Raw genomic sequence first — 20606 nt, 5'->3', positions numbered from 1 at the left:
CTGTAGCTTGTCTCCGTAGCTATAGCTCAGATTAAAAAACGCCTTTTAACAATTTTTTATGCAAGAAGTATCTATGTGATAAGCCGAATTGGCGGGATGGCGGTGAATAATTCTTTAAAGAAAGGTTAAATCCAGCAGAAAAGAGGGTATTATGCAGCCGCCACGACAGCGACTGCCTAAATGTCAGACAGGTTTAGTGCAGAAAATTGCCCGCCGATTCAGGCGGCTCTGCACCCTCTTCCGCGTTGTAGAGCAGATGATGGGCGCTGGCTTCAAGCATTACCATCGATATCTGCTCTTCGCTCTGCTGGATAAACGCCGCGAACTGCGGGAAGGTCAGCCCCACGGATGCGGAGAAAGACTGGCAAACCACCAGCTTTGGCAGATTATCATCCTGAATATCGAGAAATGCCTTCACCGTCAAAGAACTGGCATTGATGGCGGACAAATCCGATGCTAACGCCAGCAGCGCCGAGGGTTTGACCTCTGCCAGCGCGGAAAAAAGAATGACGTCATTAATCAGATCGAGCTTGGCATCGAACACGCCGTCAAAGTTTTGCATATGCGGCAGATGTAGCGCCTGGCAGGTGTCGCATTCAAAAAAGCTGACGCCCATGTTATCCAGCCACTGGCGTAACGTATCAAGTGTCGGTACTACGAGTGAATCCATAACGGTGGAACCCCTTTAAAAAAATAGTGCCTGGCCCAGGCATCAATGCACGGCAGGCCAGTTATCCGCCCGTTTTCAGGCAAAACTCCGGCGTGGCATGGCGTTCAATCCAGCCGATCATCTTCCCGGCGATATCAATCCCGGTGGTTTTCTCAATGCCTTCCAGCCCTGGCGAGGCGTTCACTTCCATCACCAGCGGACCCCGGTCGGCGCGCAGGATATCGACCCCGGCAACGTCGAGCCCCAGCGTTCTGGCGGCCAGCAGGGCCATCTCACGCTCGCGCGGGGTGATCTCCGCTACGCGGGCAACCCCGCCCCGATGCAGGTTTGAACGAAAATCGCCCTCTTTCGCCTGACGCTCGATGGCGGCGACTACTTCATCGCCCACCACCAGGCAGCGAATATCGCGCCCTTTCGCCTCCTGGATGTACTCCTGCACCAGAATGTGCGCATTCAGACCGCGAAACGCATCCACCACGCTCTCTGCCGCCTGGCGGGTTTCGGCCAGCACCACCCCAATCCCCTGGGTGCCCTCAACCAGCTTGACCACCAAAGGCGCGCCGCCGACCATCTCGATCAGATCGTGCGTGTCGTCGGGGGAGTGGGCAATGCCGGTGATTGGCAGGTCGATCCCCTGGCGGGCCAGCAGTTGCAGGGAGCGGAGCTTGTCGCGCGCCCGGGTGATCGCCACGGATTCATTCAGGGGATAGCTGCCGAGCAGCTCAAACTGGCGCAGCGCGGCGGTGCCGTAAAAGGTGATTGCCGAGCCAATGCGCGGAATAACCGCGTCGAAATGCGGCAGCTGGCGCCCTTTATAGTGAATTGAAGATGCCGCCGGGCTGATATTCATATAGCAGGACAGCGGATCGAGGATTTCCACCAGATGGCCGCGCTGCTGCGCCGCTTCACGCAGGCGTTTACACGACCAGAGCGTTCCATCCCGGGACAATATGGCAATTTTCACCCTGCACCTCTCAGACATTACCTGGTAAAAGCCTGCGTATCATACACGCAGGCAGGCGCGGGATGAATGGACTTATCGCGTAGCCCAGCCCTGTTTGTGCAAATAGTCGAGAATAAACGGACGATTCTCTTTGATGATGGTGCGACGGATATGGTCGCTCCAGGTGTCGCGACGGTTGTTGGTGGCGCGGCTGAGGTAGTAATTCGCCAGCTCTTCGTCGTACTCCGCCAGCACCTCCGGGTCCACAGGCTGGTAGTGATTTTCATGCACCACCATCGCCGCAGGCAGGCGCGGCTTGACGTCCGGGTTATCCGCGGGCCAGCCTAATCATAATGAATCCTATCAAAGGCGAACACACCGTAAGCCTAACAGAACAAGGGATTCAAAATGAAAAATTCTAAAGGTATCCGTGCAGCACTCTAAATCATCATACGAGTTTAGGGTCAAACCTTAGGTGTAGTTATTACTACTGAATTTTGCTTATAAACCTTCACTGCTTCATCAATATCAATATGCATTATATTTGCCAAATCAACCAAGTTGACATCAATACACCGTTTAAGTAGTGCTTTGAAGTTTTCAGAGTTATTTTGATAGCCTTGTAGGTAGATGTAGTTTTTCAAATATTTTTTGTTAAGGGATTCCGCAGCGACTTCAGAGAAGTTAAACATAAAATCATCAATGGTGATTAAGAGATCATCAACCATTGTTATTAATTTTTCTGTTATGTCAACGTATCTCATGGTTAGCATTGGCCCCATCGCAAGGGCAATTTTTGTAACATGAATCTTTCCACCTTCTACCATTAACGGCGCAAGTAACGGTTTGATCTCTTTATCTATCTCATTTCTGTATTTCACCAACTCAATAAACTGATTGTAATTGCCGATAGTTGCAGCGAAAGAAGCCATGTTGAACCAAGGGTGTTTATTGATATCCCTCTTCTTCGCATACAGTAATTGAGTTAATTCGCTCAAATTTAACGACTCAAATTCAAATGATACAGACATAGGAGGAACGTTAACAGCCCTTTGCACAGGATTAGTTTCTAACTGATCAAAGTAATTTTGTTTGGTAGCAACTAGGTTAGCTTGCATTGCAAGCATTTTGAGTATGATTTGATTGAGTGTATCCGCTTTCGCTTTTTCGTTTTTGTACGCCTCTTGATATTGATATCCGCGAATAGCGATGAAATATGCAGTTAAGGCGGAAAGTGCGACTACGATGATCGGCATCGCATAGTCTTTGAAAATATTTGTCTGATTGGCTTCGTTTACCACGTCCTTAAGTTGGTTTAAAGCAATCACAATCGAGTAAGGGTCGAAAGGTTTCATGGCGTTATCCTTAGTTGTTTAACGCGATTTTATCCTTACTCTCATCTTCACACCAGTGTTAGCACTAATCCCCTACTAACTGTTTTGAGGTTGGTAGGTTTGTTTTTTCGGCTGGTAGAGGTTCGATCAATCACTATAAGGTTTTGGATTGCTTACACGCCACCTTTTCCAGAATCCGTATTCTTGCTTAATGTTTGAAGCAGTTGTTACAACACCATGTTTGGTCGTTGGTGGATTCTTTAAAATGCTTTCAAGTGACTCCCCAGAATCAAGACGCGAATAAATTTTGTAATCTGCTGCGTTGGGGTTAGTTGGTTCTGATTTCCCATGACTCATTGATACTCCTTATCTGGAAATTTTTTGATTTGCAGTTAGTTCTGGTTAGGGGAACGATATTAACTTTAGTTGGACTGAAATTCACTCATTATTGAAATAAAAAAATCGACCACTTGACGTTTGGTGACATGGTCATGACTGAGAATGCAGGGGTGAAATTTAAAACCCGTAACTAAATTCCTGATGTTTTTGAGCAAATATCATGAGGATAAATTGACCCTATGTTTCTATTTTCGCGAGGAGAATGAAGGTCTTAACGATGCATGTTGTGACCTGTTAGTAACCTGTTGTGACATGCTAAAGTATATAAAATATTTAAAGAGAATCATTTATAGTCCTTAGGCATAGAGAAAAAGTTCGGCTTTCACCAGAAACTCTTCGGAATACTAGGTAAATTGTTCATCGTTGATAAATTCATTAGTACTCATCTATTTTAAAAATTCATCTAGCCGTTAGGAAATAGTCTTGTTCATAAACACTTTGATCGAACGGGTATCGGTTGCAGCCTCGATAATGGCTTGAGCATGTGTAGTTGCGATTTGAAGCATTGAAGTTCGAACTAATGAGGAAAACTTACTAATAGAGGATTCGACAAGTTGAACCGGGATTAACGATCCGGCTGTCTCACGGGCTTTCATTTCCATGATCCGCGCTTCTGCATCCAGCTTTCGCAATCGTGCCTGATCCATCGCCTCTTTGTTATCTACTTCGCGTAACGGGGTGATGATGTTCTTAACCACCCATTCTGTGATCTCTGGTTCGCGAAACTTCCGCTTGTCAGAACACCAGCATGAATCCGCGCCCCGTTCGTTCAGCCACGTAGTAACGCTTTTCATGTCGAACCCGTAGCGCTTCGCAATCTGGCTTTTCGTTGAGTATTCCACCGTAATTTTCTCTCTCTTTTTTACGTAATTCTGTACTGGTATTTATCGAGGAAAATATTTGCGGGAATTCTGAACAATCGAAGCAGATGTAAACCAAGTGTTATAATATCACAGAAATTTTTATTGATAGGTTCCAGCGATGAAACACGACACGACTGGATTCAAAACTTTATATACACGTAAAACATAGAGCGCTCGAAACATCGCAAAAAAATTTTTTTGAGCAGAGTACCTTTTTAATCGAGGCAGTTCCAGTTCAGAGCCTGCCTCTTTTCGATTATAGATGCACCTTATTAAGTGATAAATCTATTAACTAACGATAATATACGGTTAATCAATCATGTTATACTAGTTTAACATACTAATATCGCCACCTATTGCTTTTAAAACCGGACGCATATAATAGCTCCTTCCTTCATTATCTATATCTTTTTCAACAAGTTCTAATGATGGTTGGCTATCTTCACTTTCTCTTAAAATTTCCCAACTAATATTTTTCTGATTATTTTTAGCGTCAACCCCAACAACCTGTAATCTTTCTCCGATTATGGGCATATTACGGATTAAACCTTTATATCTTCTGTCTGGATCTCTCAGCCACACTTCTGATGCCCACACCAATCCAAATGCATCCATCATTTTAGCCCTATCCGCTGCGACACGCCAAAAGATATATTTATCAGATTGATCATCAAAACGTGTGCTTAAAATATCAATTACACGGTACTTTTTGTCGAAAAGGAACATCACCTGTACAAGATGACCATATGTGCGAAAATTGATCTCAACGAGTTTCGAAATAAGTTTCACAAGATCATCTAAAGAATTGACATTGCCAGTATCTTCAATTAAGGCAACTTCGTCTTTAACAGTATCTGGGATTAGACTGCTATCATAACGCGTGGAATTTATTTTTATTTTACCCGTTGAATAGTCATTCAATTTCAAATACGTTACATGCCGTTTTTCGTTGCGAAGTGAATCAAATGATGAAGGTGTGGTAATATCATCACCGATTGGATTACCTATTAAATCACCAAGAGATTTACAACATTCATACACTCGGCTATAGATAATATTCAAGGCATGTAGCAGTTCATAGTCTTCGAGGGTATTTGCTACCCATCGGCGTTCTGATTTTACTACAGCAGAATCAGACACGGCAGAAGGAAATTTTTTTTGAGCTAAACGAATAAGTTTTTTGACTCCGATTCCGAGTAATTCATGTCTTGTCGATATGCCAATATCCTGCTCTTCAATATACGAAAAGATAAGAGTTGCTTTAGCCTCACTAAACATGTCTAAATCTCCCTCCTTTTCAATAACATTACGGGAGTCTTTAGCCCATGTCATCAATTTATCATCGCGCCATTCATCAATAACATTTTGTTTGTACCATAAATCGTACCCAGAAATTTCCTTTTTATTTTTTTGAATGATAAAAGTTACTGTTCTGGATGTGGTAAGGAATTGATTCAGATTTAACCGGAAAAGTTCAGGATCAAAGTAAGTTTGCGTACAACTAGTAAGCACATGTGCGAGATCTTTTAATCTTCTTTCCCAAGGCTTTTTAATCATTATTTTCTCCATTATTGATACTGCATTTGGTTCAGTATGCTCTATAGCACCCTTTTTGATCGGAGCAGTACAAAAATCAGAGCTCGACAACATCTTTTGTTGATCTTCATCACGCTATGAATCGAGAATAATCATCGGAACAGTTGCCTGTAGATAAAAATCATATAAAAATGAATCACGATTTATACTGAGTTAATAATGATGAATCTTGATATTCCAACACATCTTTACAAGTATAAAAGCTTCAGTGTTGACAGCTTAGATTTGCTTGTTAGTGATAAACTATATTTCGCCAACCCTAACAGCTTCAATGATCCTTTAGATTGCAACCCATCAATTAAAGACAACATTCATGATGTTGACGTGTTGAAAGAAATTCTAAAGAGATTGATAACCGACAACACGAAAAAAGAGCTGACTGAAGCGGCATCTAAAATAAAATACACTGGGCCGCGAACACTTGAAAAGATAGAATTATTAGGCAAACACGAAGCAGCACAAGTATTATCAGGTATTGATGATTTCTTGTTGATCTTCGATGAAGATATAGTTTTCGTGCTTAATGATATGCTCGAACTAATCAAAATAAACTTAATGACTAATTATACTAGTGGTGTTCTATCATTAGCACAAAATTATGATTGTCCGTTGATGTGGTCGCACTATGCAGATCAACATAAAGGATTCTGTATTGGGTACGATGTATCTGACAATGGTTTTTATGATATTTATGCTTTGAACTATGGCGGTTCTCGTTTTATTACTACACAACAGATTTACGATATGCTGTTTGGTTCAACCGAATCAATTAGGAAAAGCGCGAAGAAAACAATTGATGAAGTTGTGTTATTGAGTAAAGCCCCGCAATGGTGTTATGAAAAAGAACATCGTGTGATCCTTGAGCAAGGATTACAAGATAATCCGTTCAGGCTGAGTGATGTTACTTTCGGTTTGCGATTCAAAGATTCTGCAAAATATTCAGTGATGCAAGCGTTATCAGGTAGAGGCGGTGATTTAGCATTTTACGAGATGGTGTTATGCAATGATTCTTTTGAACTGGGAAGGATTCCCATGTCATTAGAAGATATGCCGCTGCGCAATTATCCAACTAATAATTACCTGCTGCACCAGGATTTTATGGATCTTTTAGATACTAACTCTTAGATTCCCGAAGGAGGTTCTAAGGCGGCGAGATCATCACCGCCCTAGAACGTTTAGCGTGTAGCCCATCCTTGTTTATGCAGATAGTCCAAGATGAACGGTCGACTCTCTTTGATGATTGTTCGACGGATGTGATCACTCCACGTATCACGCCGGTTGTTCGTTGCGCGTGTCATGTAGTATTCGGCTAGTTGTTCATCGTACTCGTGTAACAGTTCCATGTTCACTGGCTGGTAGCTGTTTTCATGCACGACTAGATCAGCGGGTAAACGTGGTTTTGTAATTTCTTCATATTGGGGTATTGACTTGTTAGGCCAGCCCAGGCACAGGCCAAACAGCGGCAGAACGTGCTTCGGCAGTTGCAGCAGCTCGGTCACCGCCTCAATGCTGTTACGGATGCCGCCAATGTAAACCCCACCCAGCCCCAGCGACTCTGCCGCCGTCATGGCGTTTTGCGCCAGCATGGCGGTATCCACCACGCCCAGCAGCAGTTGCTCAGCGAGGCCGAGCTGCGCCTCAGGGCAAATTTGCAGATGGCGGTTAAAGTCGGCGCAGAACACCCAGAACTCCGCCGCCTGAGCCACGTGCTTCTGCCCGCCGGTGAGGGTCACCAGCTGTTCGCGCATCGCCGGGTCGGTAATGCGGATGATGGAGCTGCACTGCAGGAAACTGGAGCTGGAGGTTCCCTGCGCACCGGCAATAATCGCCTCGCGCTGGGCATCGCTGATGGGTTGGTCGGTAAAATGGCGAATGGAGCGGTGGGAACGAAGAAGATCAATTACTGGCGTCATGCGGTCTCTTTGTTGGGCGTTACTGACAATATCGCCAGTATAGGCAAAGAACCGGAGGCTGTAATTGGCCAAACATAGCCTGAAGATATCAATCTGAGAGGCAGAACCTGCTTTTCATTACCGATAGTTATCGGCAATATAGCGTCATTCGCCGTCAGGCTTAGTTTCAGGAGAGAGAACATGTTTGCAGTAATTTTTGGACGTCCGGGTTGCCCATACTGCGTGCGCGCAAAAGATCTGGCAGAAAAACTGACCGCCGAGCGTGAAGACTTTAACTACCGCTACGTGGACATTCATGCGGAAGGCATCACTAAAGCCGATCTGGAAAAAACCGTCGGTAAGCCGGTTGAAACCGTACCGCAGATCTTCCTCGATCAGAACCACATCGGCGGCTTTACCGATTTTGAAGCCTACGCCAAAGAGCACCTGGGGCTGTTCGCTGCCCAGTAAGCCTTTCGCGCCCTCACTCTGAGGGCGCTTTTAGTCTCAGGCGGCGGTTCTCCAGCGCCCGACGCACAAACATAAAGAACAACGCCCCCAACGCACACCAGAAAATTCCACTCAGCAACCAGGCCATCTCCTGCACTATCGTGCGCGACGGGATAAACAGCAGGCGCAGCACCACCAGACAGATTGGCGCGGCGAGCATCGCCCCCACCAGCGGCCGGATGACCTCCCCTCCACGGGAAAGAAAACTGGCGGCAGCGCCCGGCAGGGTAAAGAACAATAATCCCAGCTCAGGACGCCCGGCGGCAATAAATGCCCCTCTGACGTTAAACCTCAGGCAGACGCATACCCCGGTAAAAAGCAAAAAACAGCAGGCCACCCCAAACCAATTACGTTTAATATTCAAATCGTCCCCCTACTTCGCGGGCAAATTCATTTATCGTCCGATGGACACACAGTCAGATGAGTTATATGGCATTCCCTGCCTGAACGGCGCGTCGAAACGCAATCGCTGTCAGTTGTTGCTGTCTGTTATAAATAAAGTAATAGTTTGGTATTATTTTGCGATATATATTATAGTGTGCGGTCAGGAGCCAGGTGCTCCTCAACGCTGGGCAAACAGTAGCCTAAATCACCTGTCCCTTCAACCACTTACTGGTAAACAAGAAGTTATCCTTCGTGAACATAAACGTCGCAGAATTGTTAAACGGCAATTACATCCTGCTGTTATTTGTGGTGCTGGCGCAGGGCCTCTGCCTGGGTAAATTACGTCTGGGATCAATCCAACTGGGTAATTCTATTGGCGTTTTAGTCGTCTCATTATTATTAGGCCAGCAGCATTTCAGTATTAACACTGATGCGCTTAATTTGGGCTTTATGCTGTTTATTTTTTGCGTCGGTGTTGAAGCCGGACCCAACTTTTTTTCTATTTTCTTCCGCGACGGCAAAAATTACCTGATGCTGGCGCTGGTGATGGTCGGCAGCGCCCTGCTGATCGCCTTAGGCTTAGGCAAAGTGTTTGGCTGGGATATCGGCCTGACGGCGGGGATGCTGGCCGGTTCGATGACCTCCACGCCGGTGCTGGTTGGCGCAGGGGATACGCTGCGTCATCTCGGCCTGGATAACGCCCAGCTGTCGCTGGCGCTGGATCACCTCAGCCTCGGCTATGCCCTGACCTATCTGATCGGCCTGGTGAGCCTGATCGTTGGCGCACGCTATCTGCCTAAACTACAGCACCAGGATCTGCAGACCAGCGCCCAGCAAATCGCCCGCGAGCGCGGTCTGGATACCGACAGCAAACGCAAAGTCTACCTGCCGGTGATCCGCGCCTACCGCGTCGGCCCGGAGCTGGTAGCCTGGGCGGACGGCAAAAACCTGCGCGAGCTGGGCATTTATCGCCAGACCGGCTGCTATATCGAACGCATCCGCCGCAACGGTATTCTGGCAAACCCGGACGGCGACGCGGTACTGCAGATGGGCGACGACATCGCCCTGGTCGGCTACCCGGATGCCCACGCCCGTCTCGACCCCAGCTTCCGTAACGGCAAAGAGGTGTTCGACCGCGACCTGCTCGACATGCGCATCGTCACCGAAGAGATCGTGGTTAAAAACCACAACGCCGTTGGCCGCCGCCTGGCACAGCTTAAGCTGACCGACCACGGCTGCTTCCTTAACCGGGTGATCCGCAGCCAGATTGAGATGCCTATCGATGACAATATCGTCCTGAACAAAGGCGATGTGCTGCAGGTGAGCGGCGACACGCGCCGCGTGAAGACCGTTGCCGACCGCATCGGCTTCATCTCCATTCACAGCCAGGTGACCGATCTGCTCGCCTTCTGCGCCTTCTTTATCGTCGGCCTGATGATTGGGATGATCACCTTCCAGTTCAGCAACTTTAGCTTTGGTATCGGCAACGCCGCCGGTCTGCTGTTCGCCGGGATCATGCTCGGCTTCCTGCGTGCCAACCACCCGACCTTCGGCTATATCCCCCAGGGCGCGCTGAACATGGTGAAAGAGTTCGGCCTGATGGTGTTTATGGCGGGCGTCGGCTTAAGCGCGGGCAGCGGCATTGGCCACAGCCTGGGCGCGGTAGGCTGGCAGATGCTGGTGGCCGGGTTGATCGTCAGCCTGGTGCCGGTGGTTATCTGTTTCCTGTTCGGCGCCTATGTGCTGCGCATGAACCGCGCCATGCTGTTTGGCGCGATGATGGGGGCCCGTACCTGCGCCCCGGCAATGGAAATCATCAGCGATACCGCGCGGAGCAACATTCCCGCGCTGGGGTACGCTGGCACCTATGCCATCGCTAACGTGCTGTTAACCCTCGCGGGCACGCTCATCATCATCATCTGGCCGGGGCTGGGATAAAAAAAATTTGCGCAATGGCGAAAAAATTTTCGCTATGCGCAGAACTTTTCCCCCAGACGTCAGTCATAACTATTGCCACTGCTTTTCTTTGATGTCCCCAATTTGTGGAGCCCATCAACCCCGCCGTTTTGGTTCAAGGTTGATGGGTTTTTTGTTGGGTGAAATTCGCCATCTCAACATTCACAACGTCGCTTCCCGCTTGCCTTCCCACCCTTTCCCCAATTAGGTGTTACGCTTAACTGTCAGCTAAATTCATCCCGAGCCCAAGGAGCCCCAATGCTCGCGTTGTACAACACAGTGATTGTGCTTTTAACCGTTGCCGCCATGGAGTTAATCGCTGCCCTTGCCCACAAGTACATCATGCACGGCTGGGGCTGGGGATGGCATGAATCGCATCACGAGCCGCGCACGGGCTGGTTTGAGGTGAACGACCTCTACGCCGTGGTGTTTGCCGTGCTGGCGATTGTGCTGATTGCGTTGGGGACCTGGGGCATATGGCCGCTGCAGTGGATTGGGGCCGGGATGACGGCTTACGGCGCGCTCTACTTTATAGTGCATGACGGGCTGGTGCATCAGCGCTGGCCGTTTCGCTATATTCCGCGCAAGGGTTATCTCAAGCGTCTTTATCTGGCGCACCGTCTGCACCACGCGGTACGGGGCAAGGAGGAGTGCGTCTCCTTTGGATTTCTGTATGCGCCGCCGATAGACAAACTGCAGGCCACCTTACGCCAGCGCAAGGCGCGTCGCGCGACTAGCGAGGGCGCTGCCAGAGCCCGGACGGGCGCGGCGTCGGCGTCGCAAAACGAGAAGTAAGCGCCAGCCCGGCGCCTTTCAGCAGTAAGCCTGCTTTTTCAAGGTCGCTGGTGCCCTGCCTTGTATCCCAGGCGCGGGGCCCCGCCGCGCTCACCTTCACGCCAATTTCGCGGTACACCCCGTGCGCCGAGGCAATCGCCCATGCGGATCGCAGAGGCAGCCCGGCCAGCCCTTGCCGGGCAGAGGCATAATAAGGCTCGGCCTCTGCCACCAGCCTTTGGGCAAGAGCCGCCAGCGCCTCGCGGGTCTGCGATGCAGCAAGCGCCTGCGGGTCGATTTTCGCCTCTGCCAGCCATTGAGCGGGCAGATAGCAGCGGCCAACCCGGGCATCATCGACAATATCCCTTGCGATATTGGTCAACTGGAACGCCAGGCCTAAATCACAGGCGCGATCGAGCACCGCCTCGTCGCGCACGCCCATCACCCTCGCCATCATCAATCCGACCACGCCCGCCACGCGATAGCAGTACTGCAGGGTGTCGTCTAACGTCTCGTAAGGGGTCTCGCGCACGTCCATGGCAAAGCCGTCGAGATGATCGTACGCCAGCTGGAGCGGGATGTTGTGGCCCAGCGCCACCTCCTGAAAAGCAGCAAAGGCGGGCTCGCTCATCTCCGCCCCTTCCCAGGCGCGCCGGGTCTGGTTTTTAAGCATCGCCATACGCTCTTCTGCCAGAGCGCTGTCCACAGGCGCGGCGTTGAACCCCAACTCCTGCCCGTCAATCACGTCGTCGCAGTACCGGCACCAGGCGTAGAGCATTAGCACGCTGCGTCGGGTGGCGGGATCAAAAAGCTTCGCCGCGGTGGCAAAACTTTTCGAGCCCACGGCGATGGTGTCGGTGGCGTGATCCATCAGGGTCGTGTTCATCGGGAGAGCGCCTCCAGCATCAGTCCTGCCGTCGCTTTTGCCGAGCCGATCACCCCGGGGATACCGGCTCCCGGATGCGTACCGGCGCCGACCAGGTACAGATTGGGGATCCGGCTGTCGCGATTGTGCGGCCGGAACCAGGCGCTCTGGCGCAGGATCGGTTCGACCGAAAAGGCGGATCCCAGATGCGCACCCAGCTGGTCGCGAAAATCAAACGGGGTAAACATGCGGTGGGTCACCAGCTGGCTGCGCAGCCCCGGCATGTAGTGAGCTTCGAGATAACCAAAAATCCTGTCGCGCAGGCGCGGCCCCTCAACGGCCCAGTCGAGATCCGCCGTGCCTAAATGGGGCACCGGGGCCAGCACGTAATAGCTGCCGCAGCCCGGCGGGGCCAGGGAGGGATCGGTGACGCAGGGGGCGTGAAGGTAGAGGGAAAAATCCTCCGCCAGGGCGTTTTTATTGAAAATTTCGTCGATCAGCGCTTTGTAGCGCGGCCCGAAACAGACCGTATGATGGGCCAGATCGTGCTGCTTGTTCAGGCCAAAATAGAGCACAAACAGCGAATTACTCATGCGTTTGCGCTTAAGGGACGCCGCGCGAGCCGCCCCCGTCGGATGATGCCCCAGCAGCTTTTCATAGGTATGCACCACGTCGGCATTGGAGGCCACCGCCGCGGTCGGGATCGTCCGGCCATCTTTCAGCATGACGGCGCTAATGCGATCCCCCTCGGCCTCCAGCCGGGTCACCTCTGCATTCAGTTGAAGTTCGCCGCCCAGATCCTGATAGAGCTTCACCAGCCCCTGCACCAGCGCCCCGGTCCCGCCGCGGGCAAACCAGACGCCCCACTCACGCTCAAGGGCGTGGATCAGGGTATAAATCGACGAGGTGGCAAACGGATTGCCCCCCACCAGCAGGGAGTGAAAGGAGAACGCCTGGCGCAGCTGTTCGTTCTCGATAAAACGCGAGACCATGCTGTAGACGCTGCGCCAGGCCTGCAGACGGGTAAGCTGCGGCCCGGCGCGGAGCATGTCGCGAAATGAGAGGAACGGCACCGTGCCGAGTTTGAGATACCCCTCGTTAAACACCTCCCGGGAGTAGGCGTGAAACTTGCGATAGCCCTCCACGTCGCGCGGATTGAAACGGCGGATTTGCTCTTCCAGCCGGGTCTGCACGTTGTCGTAATCAAACACTTCGCCCGTCTCCCAGCACAGGCGATAGAAAGGCGTGACCGGCAGCAGCTCGACATAATCCGCCATGCGTTTGCCGGCCAGGGTGAATAGCTCTTCGATGGCGCTGGGATCGGTAATCACCGTCGGCCCGGCGTCAAAGGTGAAGCCGTTATCCTGATAAACGTAGGCGCGCCCGCCGGGCTTATCCCGCTGCTCCAGCAGAAGGGTGTCGATGCCCTGCGCCTGCAGCCGAATGGCCAGCGCTAATCCGCCGAAACCGGCGCCAATAATCACTGTTTTATTCATGGTGAAACGCTCGCATCCGGGGAGTGAGTTTCAGTATGGCGAGCATCGCTTCGCCGACGGGAACCGGGGGCTTACCTGCCAGGATCCGCGCTTTATCGGCCAGGGTTAACTGCCCGGCGTAAAAGCGGGCGATCAGCCCTTCGTTAAGAGAGTAAAACCGCTGCATCACCTGCCAGCGTTTATCGGCATCCCCCGCCAGGAACAGCATGCGGTTAAGGGTGCGGAAAAAGCGCTGCTCGCGCCACTGGCGCAGGGCGTAGCGATGGATAACGGAAAAAAGTGTCGCCGCGTCGATCTCCGCGCTTGCGGCAATGGCCTCGGCCAGCGCCACCGCGTGGGGCAGCGAATAGCCGGTGGTGGCATGAAACAGCCCGGCGCGCAGGCCGCTGCACGGCTGTTTAGCCTTCTCCTGCCAGCTGGCCGGGAAATCCCCCGCCAGCATAATCGGCAGATGGCCCTGCTCTTCACGGTTGAGGCGCTCCAGCGCCCAGCCCTGCTGACGGGCATAGTCAGCGATGTTTTGCCGGGCGACGTCCAGATCCAGGCGAGCGGCATCAACGTAGTGGGTGTCTTCGATTAAGAGTTCAGTGGCGGAAAGCGGCAGCGTGTAGACAAAGCGATACCCGCCCTGCTGGTTGACCGTGGCGTCCATCAGGATCGGTCGCGTCAGGCCGTGAGGCTGGCTCAGACGCCACTCTTGCCCGAGAAAGGACTGGCTGCCGGTGTGGAGATGCCTGTCCGGCCTGTAGCCCCGGCCATCGATGACCGCCCGGGCCTGCGGTGTTGTGCCGTCGGCAAGCGTCACCGACGTCGGGGTGAGCGCGGTGATAACGGCGTGGGTATGCAGAGTGTCGCCACAGGTGCCGGTCAGCACATCGGCAAAACGCGTGGAGGTGATGCTGAGATACTCTCCGGCAAGGGTACGGCTGAGTCCGGGAAAGCGGACGTCGTAGCCCTGCCAGCGGTGCGCCACCAGCGGGGCCACCCACTGATGCTGTTCCGGAGTAAGGTCGGCCTCATGAAAGGACCAGGTGTGATTCCCCCCAGGCTTACTGTCGGCCTCGAGGAGCAGCACGCGCAGCTCCGGGCGCTGCTGTCGCAAGCGTAAGGCAATCAGCCCGTTTGCCAGCCCGCCCCCTGCCAGGATGATGTCCCACGCTGGCGCCATCAGGTCTGGGCCACCAGGGTGGCCTGACGCAGCTGGGCGAGGTTTGCGCTCCCGGTGCAGAAACAGGCGACGCGCAGCTGGTCGATGATCACCTGAAAATGGTCGATAACCGCCTCGCTGGAGGTTAGCGCGCTGTGCAACACCCCCGCCGCCTGGCCCACCACGCTTGCGCCTAAGCGGATCGCTTTTGCCACCTCAATGCCGTTGGCGATCCCGCCAGAGGCCACCAGCGGCATGTCGGGCAGCGCCTGATGCAGATCCTGCAGCGCCGTCGCGGTGGGAATGCCCCAGTCGGCAAAGGCCATCGCCACTTCCCGGGCATGCGCGGTGACGGCGCGTTCGCCCTCCACCGCCGCCCAGCTGGTGCCCCCGGCACCGGCAACGTCCAGCATCGCCACGCCCGCCGCAGCCAGTTGGCGGGCTACCGGCACCGAAAGCCCGCTGCCCACCTCTTTGACCACCACCGGGACATGCAGCGCCTCCACGGTGCGATGGATAGCGTCGATAACCCCGCACCAGTTGCGATCCCCGCCGTGCTGCAGCGCCTCCTGCAGCGGGTTGAGGTGGATAATCAGCGCATCCGCCGCGAGGGTCTCGACGGCGCGCTGGGCATAGTCGAGCCCCTGTCGCCCGGCGATTTGCGCCGCGCCGAGGTTCGCCATCAGCACAATATCCGGGGCAAAGGCGCGCAGCTCGCGCGTCAGGCCGTGCCTGGCCTCGCTCTCAAGCGCCACGCGCTGGGAGCCCACCCCCATCGCCAGGCCCAGCGCCTGCGCGGCGGTGGCCAGATGCTGGTTGATCTGGCTTGCCCGCCGGGTGCCGCCGGTCATGGAGCTTATCAGCAGCGGTGCGTTCAGGGTGCGGCCAAACAGCGAGGTCGAAAGGTCAATCTCATCAAGATGCAGTTCGGGCAGGGCGCAGTGCCCGAAACGCCATTTTTCGAAGCCGCTGGTACACTTTTTTGTGCCGGGCGTGCCGTTCAGTACGATATCGAGATGATCGCTTTTACGTTGCGACAGGCTGCTCATTGACACTCCGACAGGGATAACGACAGGCTCTGGCTGATCAGCGTCAGCTGTTTTTCAAACCAGGCGTGAACATAGTGCCGGGTGGTATCTCCCGGCTGACAGGCGGTCGCGATATGCTGATCGGCGCTGCGCACGTGCTCGCGCAGGCGCAGGAACACGCTTTCAGCGCCGAGCACGGCGACCAGCGTCGATTTATCTTTATCCTGATGGGGATCTTTGCCGTTGGCGTTTGAGCCATCCGTCAGGTCATCAATCAGCTGGAAGGCCTGGCCGAGGTCGCGGGCGAAAAAGCGCAGACGCTCACTCACCTGAGGCGGCGCGTCGGCCGCAATGGCTGCCAGCTGCAGGGTGGCGTTGAACAGGCTGCTGGTTTTGAGCTCGTTGGTCAGCAGGATCTCATCGGCATTTCGGCTCTGACGGCTCTCGCTTAGATCGCGAAACTGCCCCTGCACCAGCCCCATATGCCCAACCGACGACGAAAGCTCAGCCGTCGCGCGCGCTTTAACTTCATGGGTCAGCAAAGGCGCGCGGGAGATAACGCAAAAAGCGTGACTGAGCAGCGCCACCGCCGCCAGGATCGCCACGTGTTCGCCATACTGATAGTGAATCGTCGGCCGCCCGCGTCGGAGCGTGGCATTGTCCATGCAGGGCATGTCATCGAGGATCAGGGAGGCGACGTGGACCATCTCAATGGCGCAGGCCAGATCGAGAAGGCCCGTTAAATCGGTTTTATAGCCCATATCCCGCGCCGCCAGCAGCAGCAGCAGGGGGCGCATTCGCTTACCGGCGACCAGCGTGGCATCGCGCATGGCGGCATAGACCTGCCCTTCCTGCTCCCCCGCAGGCAGAAGGTGTTCGAGACGTTGCTCAAACGCAGACAACAGCATTTTTACATCATCTTCATGACTAAGGGTCATAGTGGCTTCCCCGGTGTTTGGTGGCGACGTCCGCAGAAGAGGTAAAAAACGCTTGCCGCAGGATGGTTTACAAAGCGTAGCGTATCCTTCTGCGTTTTGTTGCCCGGCGGGAGAAGAGAAACCAAAGATGAAATGCAATCCCATTAAAATCAATTAATTAAAATTAACAACTCGCAGTAAATTGCACAAAAATTTACATTTGTAGAGATTTTCAGCTACCCGGACTCTCCTCGTCTTTCCCAAAGGCTAACCGCAGCGCGTACCGGCGGAGATCCTCAGGCCAGCCGGCAATACACGCGGTAAACGCCGCCTCATCGTCGGCAAACAGCGCGCGAATGCCCTCCTCATAGCCAGGAAGATCCCCCGCCATCTCGTACATAAAGTGATAGGCGCGATCGTGCCGCTGACGCTTGCTATCCACCGGTTTGGCAGTTTTCCTCGCCTGATCGATAAGCCTGCGCAGCGTGGCGGACGCTCCGCCGGGTTGCGTGGCCAGCCACTCCCAGTGACGGGGCAACAGGGTCACCTCTTTCGCCGACACGCCCAGTTTTGGCCGTCCGCGGGATTTAACAACGTTGCTTTCCGCCAGCTCCGGGTAAACCGCCAGGGCGCTGGGGATATCCCCATTAACGTGAATATCGAGGCGTTTTCCGCTGCGATCGTTAAAGATGAAAACGGTTTCACTGCCGATGTTAGCGGATTGTAGCTGCTGCAACAGTTCGCTCAGGCTACCGTGCGCGATTTGCTGGTTCCGCCAGAAGGCGGTAAGCGTGATAGCGGGCATGTTTTACCTTTTTATCCGGGTAAAAATATAAAGCCTGGAGCAGGCTTTACTCCTCGTCAATTTTACCCGGGTAAAAATATGTCTCACGCGGTCTGGCGGGGGAGATTAAGGGCGTCATATTCGTTTGAAGAAGAACGGTGGCGGGCGGAAAAGTTAAGGCTAACGCATCTGCAAAATAATAGCGCTGACTAAAATCTCAGTTTTCCTGATAAAAATTCTGCTGTGCAAATATTCGCCTAAGCGCTTTCAACCGATCGTAAATCATCCCCGGTGACTACCAGAATTGGAGATTGACGCATTCTTTTAAGATGTTAAATTTTTTGAGTTTTTTCTCATGGACGAGCGCCGTGCGATATCCAGCGCAGCGGACAACCCTGTTTTTCCTCCATCAGAATACGTTTTTCTGGCCGATCTTCCCTTAAGGAAAATCTATATAGCGATCGCCGAAACCACCTTCGACAAAATACCTGTGCCACACCGGTAGCGTTGCCCCTTAATAAAAAAACGAACACAACGGAATTATTTAATGCGTATGTCACTCCATAACCTCCCTCTGCGTAGCTTGCTGGTACTGGCCGTCATCATCGCATTAAGTGGCTGCTCCATGCGTTACGACAAAAACGGCAAAATCCTTTTCAAAACCGATCTGGCGAGCATGCTGGGTAACGAAGTCGGTCAGTTCACGCTGGCAGATGGTTCAACGGGGGCGTTAAGGGAACTGAACGGCCGCTACAGCCTGAAATGGAGCAATCTGATGATTGAGCGCCCGCTGGAGGGGGTGAGCTGGGCGCGGATCGTCAATCAGTATCACATCGAAGGGCATACGCTGCTGCTGTTGAAAGTGGCGACGCCCTCCTGCCCGGCGCAGTATCGTCTGGTCGACCTGCAAAATACCCGTTCGCAGGAGTGGGCCTTCACGGGAGTTTGCGATACCGGCCCGGATATCACCGCCAGCGCCGACAAACTGCAGCTGAACTTCGCCACCGGCAACCGTATCGAACAGTTCAACTGGCAGCATGGCGAGGTCTACCATCGTCGCCTGCCGGTTCAGAAAGCAAAAACGGTGCAGAGCAACACCCGCGAGCAGACCAGTACGACCCGCAAAGCCAAAGCACAGCCCGTGGCGAAGCCGGTAAAGCGCACGCCGACAAAAGCGGTGGAACCTCTCCCGCCTAAAGTTGCTCAGCCAGAGCTGGACAATTCCGTGCCAAATGAGATCTATGCCCCGACCAAAACCCGCCAGACCAGCCTGGAGCTTAAGTCATGACTGAGCAGGTGCAGCAAAAAACCTGGCCGCAGGACCGGATCAAGCGTTCGGCCCTCCCCTCCTGGCAAAACTGGCTGGTGACGGGCATTACCCTCACCTATCTCATCTGTGAACTGGCGTTCAACTCCCGCCTGCTGGACCTGGTCGGCAGTGTGTCGACCGCTGAAGAAGTTCACAATATGGAACGCTACGGACGGACATTAACCGCTATCGCCGCAGCGCTGCTGGCGTTTCAGTTCTCGCTCATGGCCATTGTCCGACTGAAGAAAAAAGGCCGCTTGCCGAGCGCGAAAGCGAGTACCGGCGCGGTGCTGCTGATCTGCCTGGTGACCGGTACCGTCACCTGGCATGCCGTGGAGTGGGTGATTGAACGCCAGGTTTCAAAAAGCACCGGGGAGTTTCGTCAGATGTCGCTCCTGGCGCAGCTTTACCAGCATGCGTTGATTGAAGGACAGCAGACGCTGCAGGGCATCCCGCTGGAGAGCAACGGCAGCCAGGTGCAAACCTGGACCAGCCCTTCAGGAAAGGCATTTCTGGCAACGCTGCCGATCCTGCTGAGCGCCTCCGACCGCTACCGTAATTTGCTGGAAAGCGGTATGGAGCAGAACTTGCGCGACAACATCAGCGCCCGGGAGGGCGGCGTCCTCGGCTATTACAAAGCCTGGCAGCAGGCGCGTGAAGAGGTGTACAAGCAGTTCACTGCCTATTACAACGATAAGATGGATATCAGCGAAACGGTGCGCCAGGAGCAGTCCAGAGCCTGGCAACGCTACGAGCGCTCGCTCGAGGCGAAACGCCTGAAAACCTGGAACGTGCCACGCCGTTACTACGCCAGCGTGCGCAACCATGTTCGCGGACAGGGCGTGCCCGTCACCGGTGACTGGACGCCGTCCGACCGCGCCGGTTTTAACGCTGCCGTGGCGAAAGCCGCCAGACAGAAATATCTCGCCCAGCGGACCGTGGTCTATAAAGGCGTCACCCTGCCTAAACGACTCGACTGGGCCGTCTTTTTCCGCCAGGAGGTGGTGCAGAAAGAATTACGCCAGAAGCTGCTGCTCCCGGCCGGTACGCGGGTGCGTGAAGAGTATCCGCTTACCGACAAGCTAAAAAGTTTTGCCTTAGAGTTGCACGCCCCGCATCTTGACGAGGCAGTAAGGCAACAGCTCCCTGAGCTACGCGCGGCGGCAACAAGCTATAGTCCGGGCGGCGTCAATGAAAAGCTGGGGGAAGATGCGGCGCGTGCCGTAATTGTGCCTCCGGTTGCGCTGATCTTCTCTTTGGTGGGTGCCCTCACCCATCTGGCTAAGCTGCTCTATTTGCTGCTGGTCCCCCTGACGGCGACGATGTTGACCCGCCGCACCTCGCGTACCCTGTTCTTTATGAATCATCACCCGCTGCTGTTCCCGGTGGGGCTGATTGCAGCCCTGCTGGTGACGTTCAGCGTCATTAATAACGACATCACCGAATCACAGGCCTATCAGAACTTAAAGGACGGATTAGCAGGAGCCAGGATCTCGATTACTGATGAACCCCTGCCCCTGAGCGGCGGGACAGTGCTGCGCGTTGTTCATGCCGTCAGCATCGGGCAAAGCTACAGTTATCCGATTAACCAGTTCCTGCGAGAAAACGTGCTGCTGGGGTTTGATTTTGGCTATAGTTCGCGCCATGAGTAGGACTCAGGGCGGGGATAGCCCCGCTGTTAAATTGATTTCAACTGCAGATAGTGAAAGAACTTTTCCATTCCCGGTATTCAGGATGAA

At 53.3% G+C, this 20606-nt stretch carries 20 protein-coding genes and 1 pseudogene; 6 read left to right on the top strand and 15 right to left on the bottom strand.

Annotated elements, in window-relative coordinates; genetic code table 11:
• Positions 1-193: 193 nt before the first annotated feature.
• The 7 genes and pseudogenes from ACOYA6_RS03135 to ACOYA6_RS03105 all read right to left on the bottom strand — a co-directional run bounded on the left by ACOYA6_RS03135 (position 194) and on the right by ACOYA6_RS03105 (position 5766).
• Positions 194-670 (bottom strand): type III secretion system chaperone family protein, encoded by a 477-nt coding sequence (locus ACOYA6_RS03135; RefSeq protein WP_138369481.1) that lies wholly within the window; start codon positions 668-670, stop codon positions 194-196.
• Positions 671-731: 61 nt separating this feature from the next.
• Positions 732-1634 (bottom strand): 30S ribosomal protein S6--L-glutamate ligase, encoded by a 903-nt coding sequence (rimK, locus tag ACOYA6_RS03130; RefSeq protein WP_138369482.1) that lies wholly within the window; start codon positions 1632-1634, stop codon positions 732-734.
• 72 nt (positions 1635-1706) lie between these two features.
• Positions 1707-1961: pseudogene (locus ACOYA6_RS03125) on the bottom strand (oxygen-insensitive NADPH nitroreductase); the annotation flags it as partial.
• Positions 1962-2077: 116 nt separating this feature from the next.
• On the bottom strand, positions 2078-2968 hold the full coding sequence (locus ACOYA6_RS03120) for a hypothetical protein (RefSeq protein ID WP_422654020.1): 891 nt from the start codon (positions 2966-2968) through the stop codon (positions 2078-2080).
• Between the two features lie 126 nt (positions 2969-3094).
• Positions 3095-3304 carry a hypothetical protein gene (locus ACOYA6_RS03115; protein WP_422654019.1) on the bottom strand — a complete coding sequence of 70 codons (210 nt, stop codon included), beginning with the start codon at positions 3302-3304 and terminating at the stop codon, positions 3095-3097.
• 452 nt (positions 3305-3756) lie between these two features.
• A complete protein-coding gene (locus ACOYA6_RS03110; protein WP_422654018.1) occupies positions 3757-4140 on the bottom strand; it encodes a hypothetical protein in 384 nt (127 codons plus the stop codon).
• A gap of 396 nt (positions 4141-4536) precedes the next feature.
• Positions 4537-5766 carry a hypothetical protein gene (locus tag ACOYA6_RS03105; RefSeq protein ID WP_422654017.1) on the bottom strand — a complete coding sequence of 410 codons (1230 nt, stop codon included), beginning with the start codon at positions 5764-5766 and terminating at the stop codon, positions 4537-4539.
• A 198-nt stretch (positions 5767-5964) separates the two neighbouring features.
• Here ACOYA6_RS03105 and ACOYA6_RS03100 point away from each other — a divergent pair, with 198 nt between their 5' ends.
• Positions 5965-6930, top strand: coding sequence for a DUF2971 domain-containing protein (locus tag ACOYA6_RS03100; RefSeq protein WP_422654016.1), 966 nt, complete (start codon positions 5965-5967; stop codon positions 6928-6930).
• A gap of 50 nt (positions 6931-6980) precedes the next feature.
• Here the strand turns inward: ACOYA6_RS03100 and nfsA are convergent, their stop codons facing one another.
• Complete coding sequence (gene nfsA / locus ACOYA6_RS03095; RefSeq protein ID WP_422654015.1) at positions 6981-7718, bottom strand: oxygen-insensitive NADPH nitroreductase; 738 nt, start codon at positions 7716-7718, stop codon at positions 6981-6983.
• Positions 7719-7898: 180 nt separating this feature from the next.
• On the opposite strand from nfsA, the gene ACOYA6_RS03090 reads away from it, so the two are divergent.
• Positions 7899-8168 (top strand): GrxA family glutaredoxin, encoded by a 270-nt coding sequence (locus ACOYA6_RS03090; protein ID WP_138369484.1) that lies wholly within the window; start codon positions 7899-7901, stop codon positions 8166-8168.
• A gap of 13 nt (positions 8169-8181) precedes the next feature.
• Here ACOYA6_RS03090 and ACOYA6_RS03085 read toward each other — a convergent pair whose 3' ends face one another.
• Positions 8182-8571, bottom strand: coding sequence for an inner membrane protein YbjM (locus ACOYA6_RS03085; RefSeq protein ID WP_039029553.1), 390 nt, complete (start codon positions 8569-8571; stop codon positions 8182-8184).
• 272 nt (positions 8572-8843) lie between these two features.
• Between ACOYA6_RS03085 and ACOYA6_RS03080 the strand changes: the two genes are divergently transcribed.
• Together ACOYA6_RS03080 and ACOYA6_RS03075 are read left to right on the top strand one after the other, a co-directional pair.
• Positions 8844-10529, top strand: coding sequence for an aspartate:alanine antiporter (locus ACOYA6_RS03080; RefSeq protein ID WP_422654014.1), 1686 nt, complete (start codon positions 8844-8846; stop codon positions 10527-10529).
• Positions 10530-10805: 276 nt separating this feature from the next.
• Positions 10806-11342, top strand: coding sequence for a sterol desaturase family protein (locus tag ACOYA6_RS03075; protein WP_039029591.1), 537 nt, complete (start codon positions 10806-10808; stop codon positions 11340-11342).
• Here the strand turns inward: ACOYA6_RS03075 and crtB are convergent.
• The 6 genes from crtB to ACOYA6_RS03045 form a co-directional block, all read right to left on the bottom strand.
• Complete coding sequence (gene crtB, locus ACOYA6_RS03070) at positions 11281-12207, bottom strand: 15-cis-phytoene synthase CrtB (RefSeq protein ID WP_422654013.1); 927 nt, start codon at positions 12205-12207, stop codon at positions 11281-11283. The genes ACOYA6_RS03075 and crtB overlap by 62 nt on opposite strands.
• Positions 12204-13682, bottom strand: a complete 1479-nt coding sequence (locus tag ACOYA6_RS03065; protein WP_422654012.1) for a phytoene desaturase — start codon at positions 13680-13682, stop codon at positions 12204-12206. Before ACOYA6_RS03065 ends, crtB begins: the two co-directional genes overlap by 4 nt.
• The gene (gene crtY / locus ACOYA6_RS03060; RefSeq protein WP_422654011.1) at positions 13675-14850 is read right to left on the bottom strand and encodes a lycopene beta-cyclase CrtY; all 1176 of its coding nucleotides are present in this window, start codon (positions 14848-14850) and stop codon (positions 13675-13677) included. The genes ACOYA6_RS03065 and crtY overlap by 8 nt, the downstream gene beginning before the upstream one ends.
• Positions 14850-15878 carry a type 2 isopentenyl-diphosphate Delta-isomerase gene (gene fni, locus ACOYA6_RS03055; protein ID WP_422654010.1) on the bottom strand — a complete coding sequence of 343 codons (1029 nt, stop codon included), beginning with the start codon at positions 15876-15878 and terminating at the stop codon, positions 14850-14852. Before fni ends, crtY begins: the two co-directional genes overlap by 1 nt.
• Positions 15875-16795 (bottom strand): polyprenyl synthetase family protein, encoded by a 921-nt coding sequence (locus tag ACOYA6_RS03050; RefSeq protein ID WP_422654009.1) that lies wholly within the window; start codon positions 16793-16795, stop codon positions 15875-15877. Before ACOYA6_RS03050 ends, fni begins: the two co-directional genes overlap by 4 nt.
• A 211-nt stretch (positions 16796-17006) precedes the next feature.
• Positions 17007-17579 carry a DUF2239 family protein gene (locus tag ACOYA6_RS03045; protein ID WP_422654008.1) on the bottom strand — a complete coding sequence of 191 codons (573 nt, stop codon included), beginning with the start codon at positions 17577-17579 and terminating at the stop codon, positions 17007-17009.
• Positions 17580-18105: 526 nt separating this feature from the next.
• Here ACOYA6_RS03045 and ACOYA6_RS03040 point away from each other — a divergent pair.
• Complete coding sequence (locus ACOYA6_RS03040) at positions 18106-18846, top strand: hypothetical protein (protein WP_422654007.1); 741 nt, start codon at positions 18106-18108, stop codon at positions 18844-18846.
• Positions 18843-20519, top strand: a complete 1677-nt coding sequence (locus ACOYA6_RS03035) for a hypothetical protein (RefSeq protein WP_422654006.1) — start codon at positions 18843-18845, stop codon at positions 20517-20519. The genes ACOYA6_RS03040 and ACOYA6_RS03035 overlap by 4 nt, the downstream gene beginning before the upstream one ends.
• Positions 20520-20606: the final 87 nt, after the last annotated feature.

Source organism: Leclercia barmai, assembly GCF_049312895.1.
Classification (GTDB): Bacteria; Pseudomonadota; Gammaproteobacteria; order Enterobacterales; family Enterobacteriaceae; genus Enterobacter; species Enterobacter barmai.
The sequence above is the reverse complement of the archived record's forward strand: the minus strand, read 5'-3'. Positions and strand labels throughout refer to the sequence as shown.

What these genes read in the sequence shown, in the direction of transcription:
- ACOYA6_RS03135 (WP_138369481.1), bottom strand. Translation starts at nt 670, where the DNA reads ATGGATTCACTCGTAGTACCGACACTTGATACGTTACGCCAGTGGCTG.
- ACOYA6_RS03120 (WP_422654020.1), bottom strand. Translation starts at nt 2,968, where the DNA reads ATGAAACCTTTCGACCCTTACTCGATTGTGATTGCTTTAAACCAACTT.
- ACOYA6_RS03115 (WP_422654019.1), bottom strand. Translation starts at nt 3,304, where the DNA reads ATGAGTCATGGGAAATCAGAACCAACTAACCCCAACGCAGCAGATTAC.
- ACOYA6_RS03110 (WP_422654018.1), bottom strand. Translation starts at nt 4,140, where the DNA reads ATGAAAAGCGTTACTACGTGGCTGAACGAACGGGGCGCGGATTCATGC.
- ACOYA6_RS03105 (WP_422654017.1), bottom strand. Translation starts at nt 5,766, where the DNA reads ATGATTAAAAAGCCTTGGGAAAGAAGATTAAAAGATCTCGCACATGTG.
- ACOYA6_RS03100 (WP_422654016.1), top strand. Translation starts at nt 5,965, where the DNA reads ATGATGAATCTTGATATTCCAACACATCTTTACAAGTATAAAAGCTTC.
- nfsA (WP_422654015.1), bottom strand. Translation starts at nt 7,718, where the DNA reads ATGACGCCAGTAATTGATCTTCTTCGTTCCCACCGCTCCATTCGCCAT.
- ACOYA6_RS03090 (WP_138369484.1), top strand. Translation starts at nt 7,899, where the DNA reads ATGTTTGCAGTAATTTTTGGACGTCCGGGTTGCCCATACTGCGTGCGC.
- ACOYA6_RS03075 (WP_039029591.1), top strand. Translation starts at nt 10,806, where the DNA reads ATGCTCGCGTTGTACAACACAGTGATTGTGCTTTTAACCGTTGCCGCC.
- crtB (WP_422654013.1), bottom strand. Translation starts at nt 12,207, where the DNA reads ATGAACACGACCCTGATGGATCACGCCACCGACACCATCGCCGTGGGC.
- ACOYA6_RS03065 (WP_422654012.1), bottom strand. Translation starts at nt 13,682, where the DNA reads ATGAATAAAACAGTGATTATTGGCGCCGGTTTCGGCGGATTAGCGCTG.
- crtY (WP_422654011.1), bottom strand. Translation starts at nt 14,850, where the DNA reads ATGGCGCCAGCGTGGGACATCATCCTGGCAGGGGGCGGGCTGGCAAAC.
- fni (WP_422654010.1), bottom strand. Translation starts at nt 15,878, where the DNA reads ATGAGCAGCCTGTCGCAACGTAAAAGCGATCATCTCGATATCGTACTG.
- ACOYA6_RS03050 (WP_422654009.1), bottom strand. Translation starts at nt 16,795, where the DNA reads ATGACCCTTAGTCATGAAGATGATGTAAAAATGCTGTTGTCTGCGTTT.
- ACOYA6_RS03045 (WP_422654008.1), bottom strand. Translation starts at nt 17,579, where the DNA reads ATGCCCGCTATCACGCTTACCGCCTTCTGGCGGAACCAGCAAATCGCG.
- ACOYA6_RS03040 (WP_422654007.1), top strand. Translation starts at nt 18,106, where the DNA reads ATGCGTATGTCACTCCATAACCTCCCTCTGCGTAGCTTGCTGGTACTG.
- ACOYA6_RS03035 (WP_422654006.1), top strand. Translation starts at nt 18,843, where the DNA reads ATGACTGAGCAGGTGCAGCAAAAAACCTGGCCGCAGGACCGGATCAAG.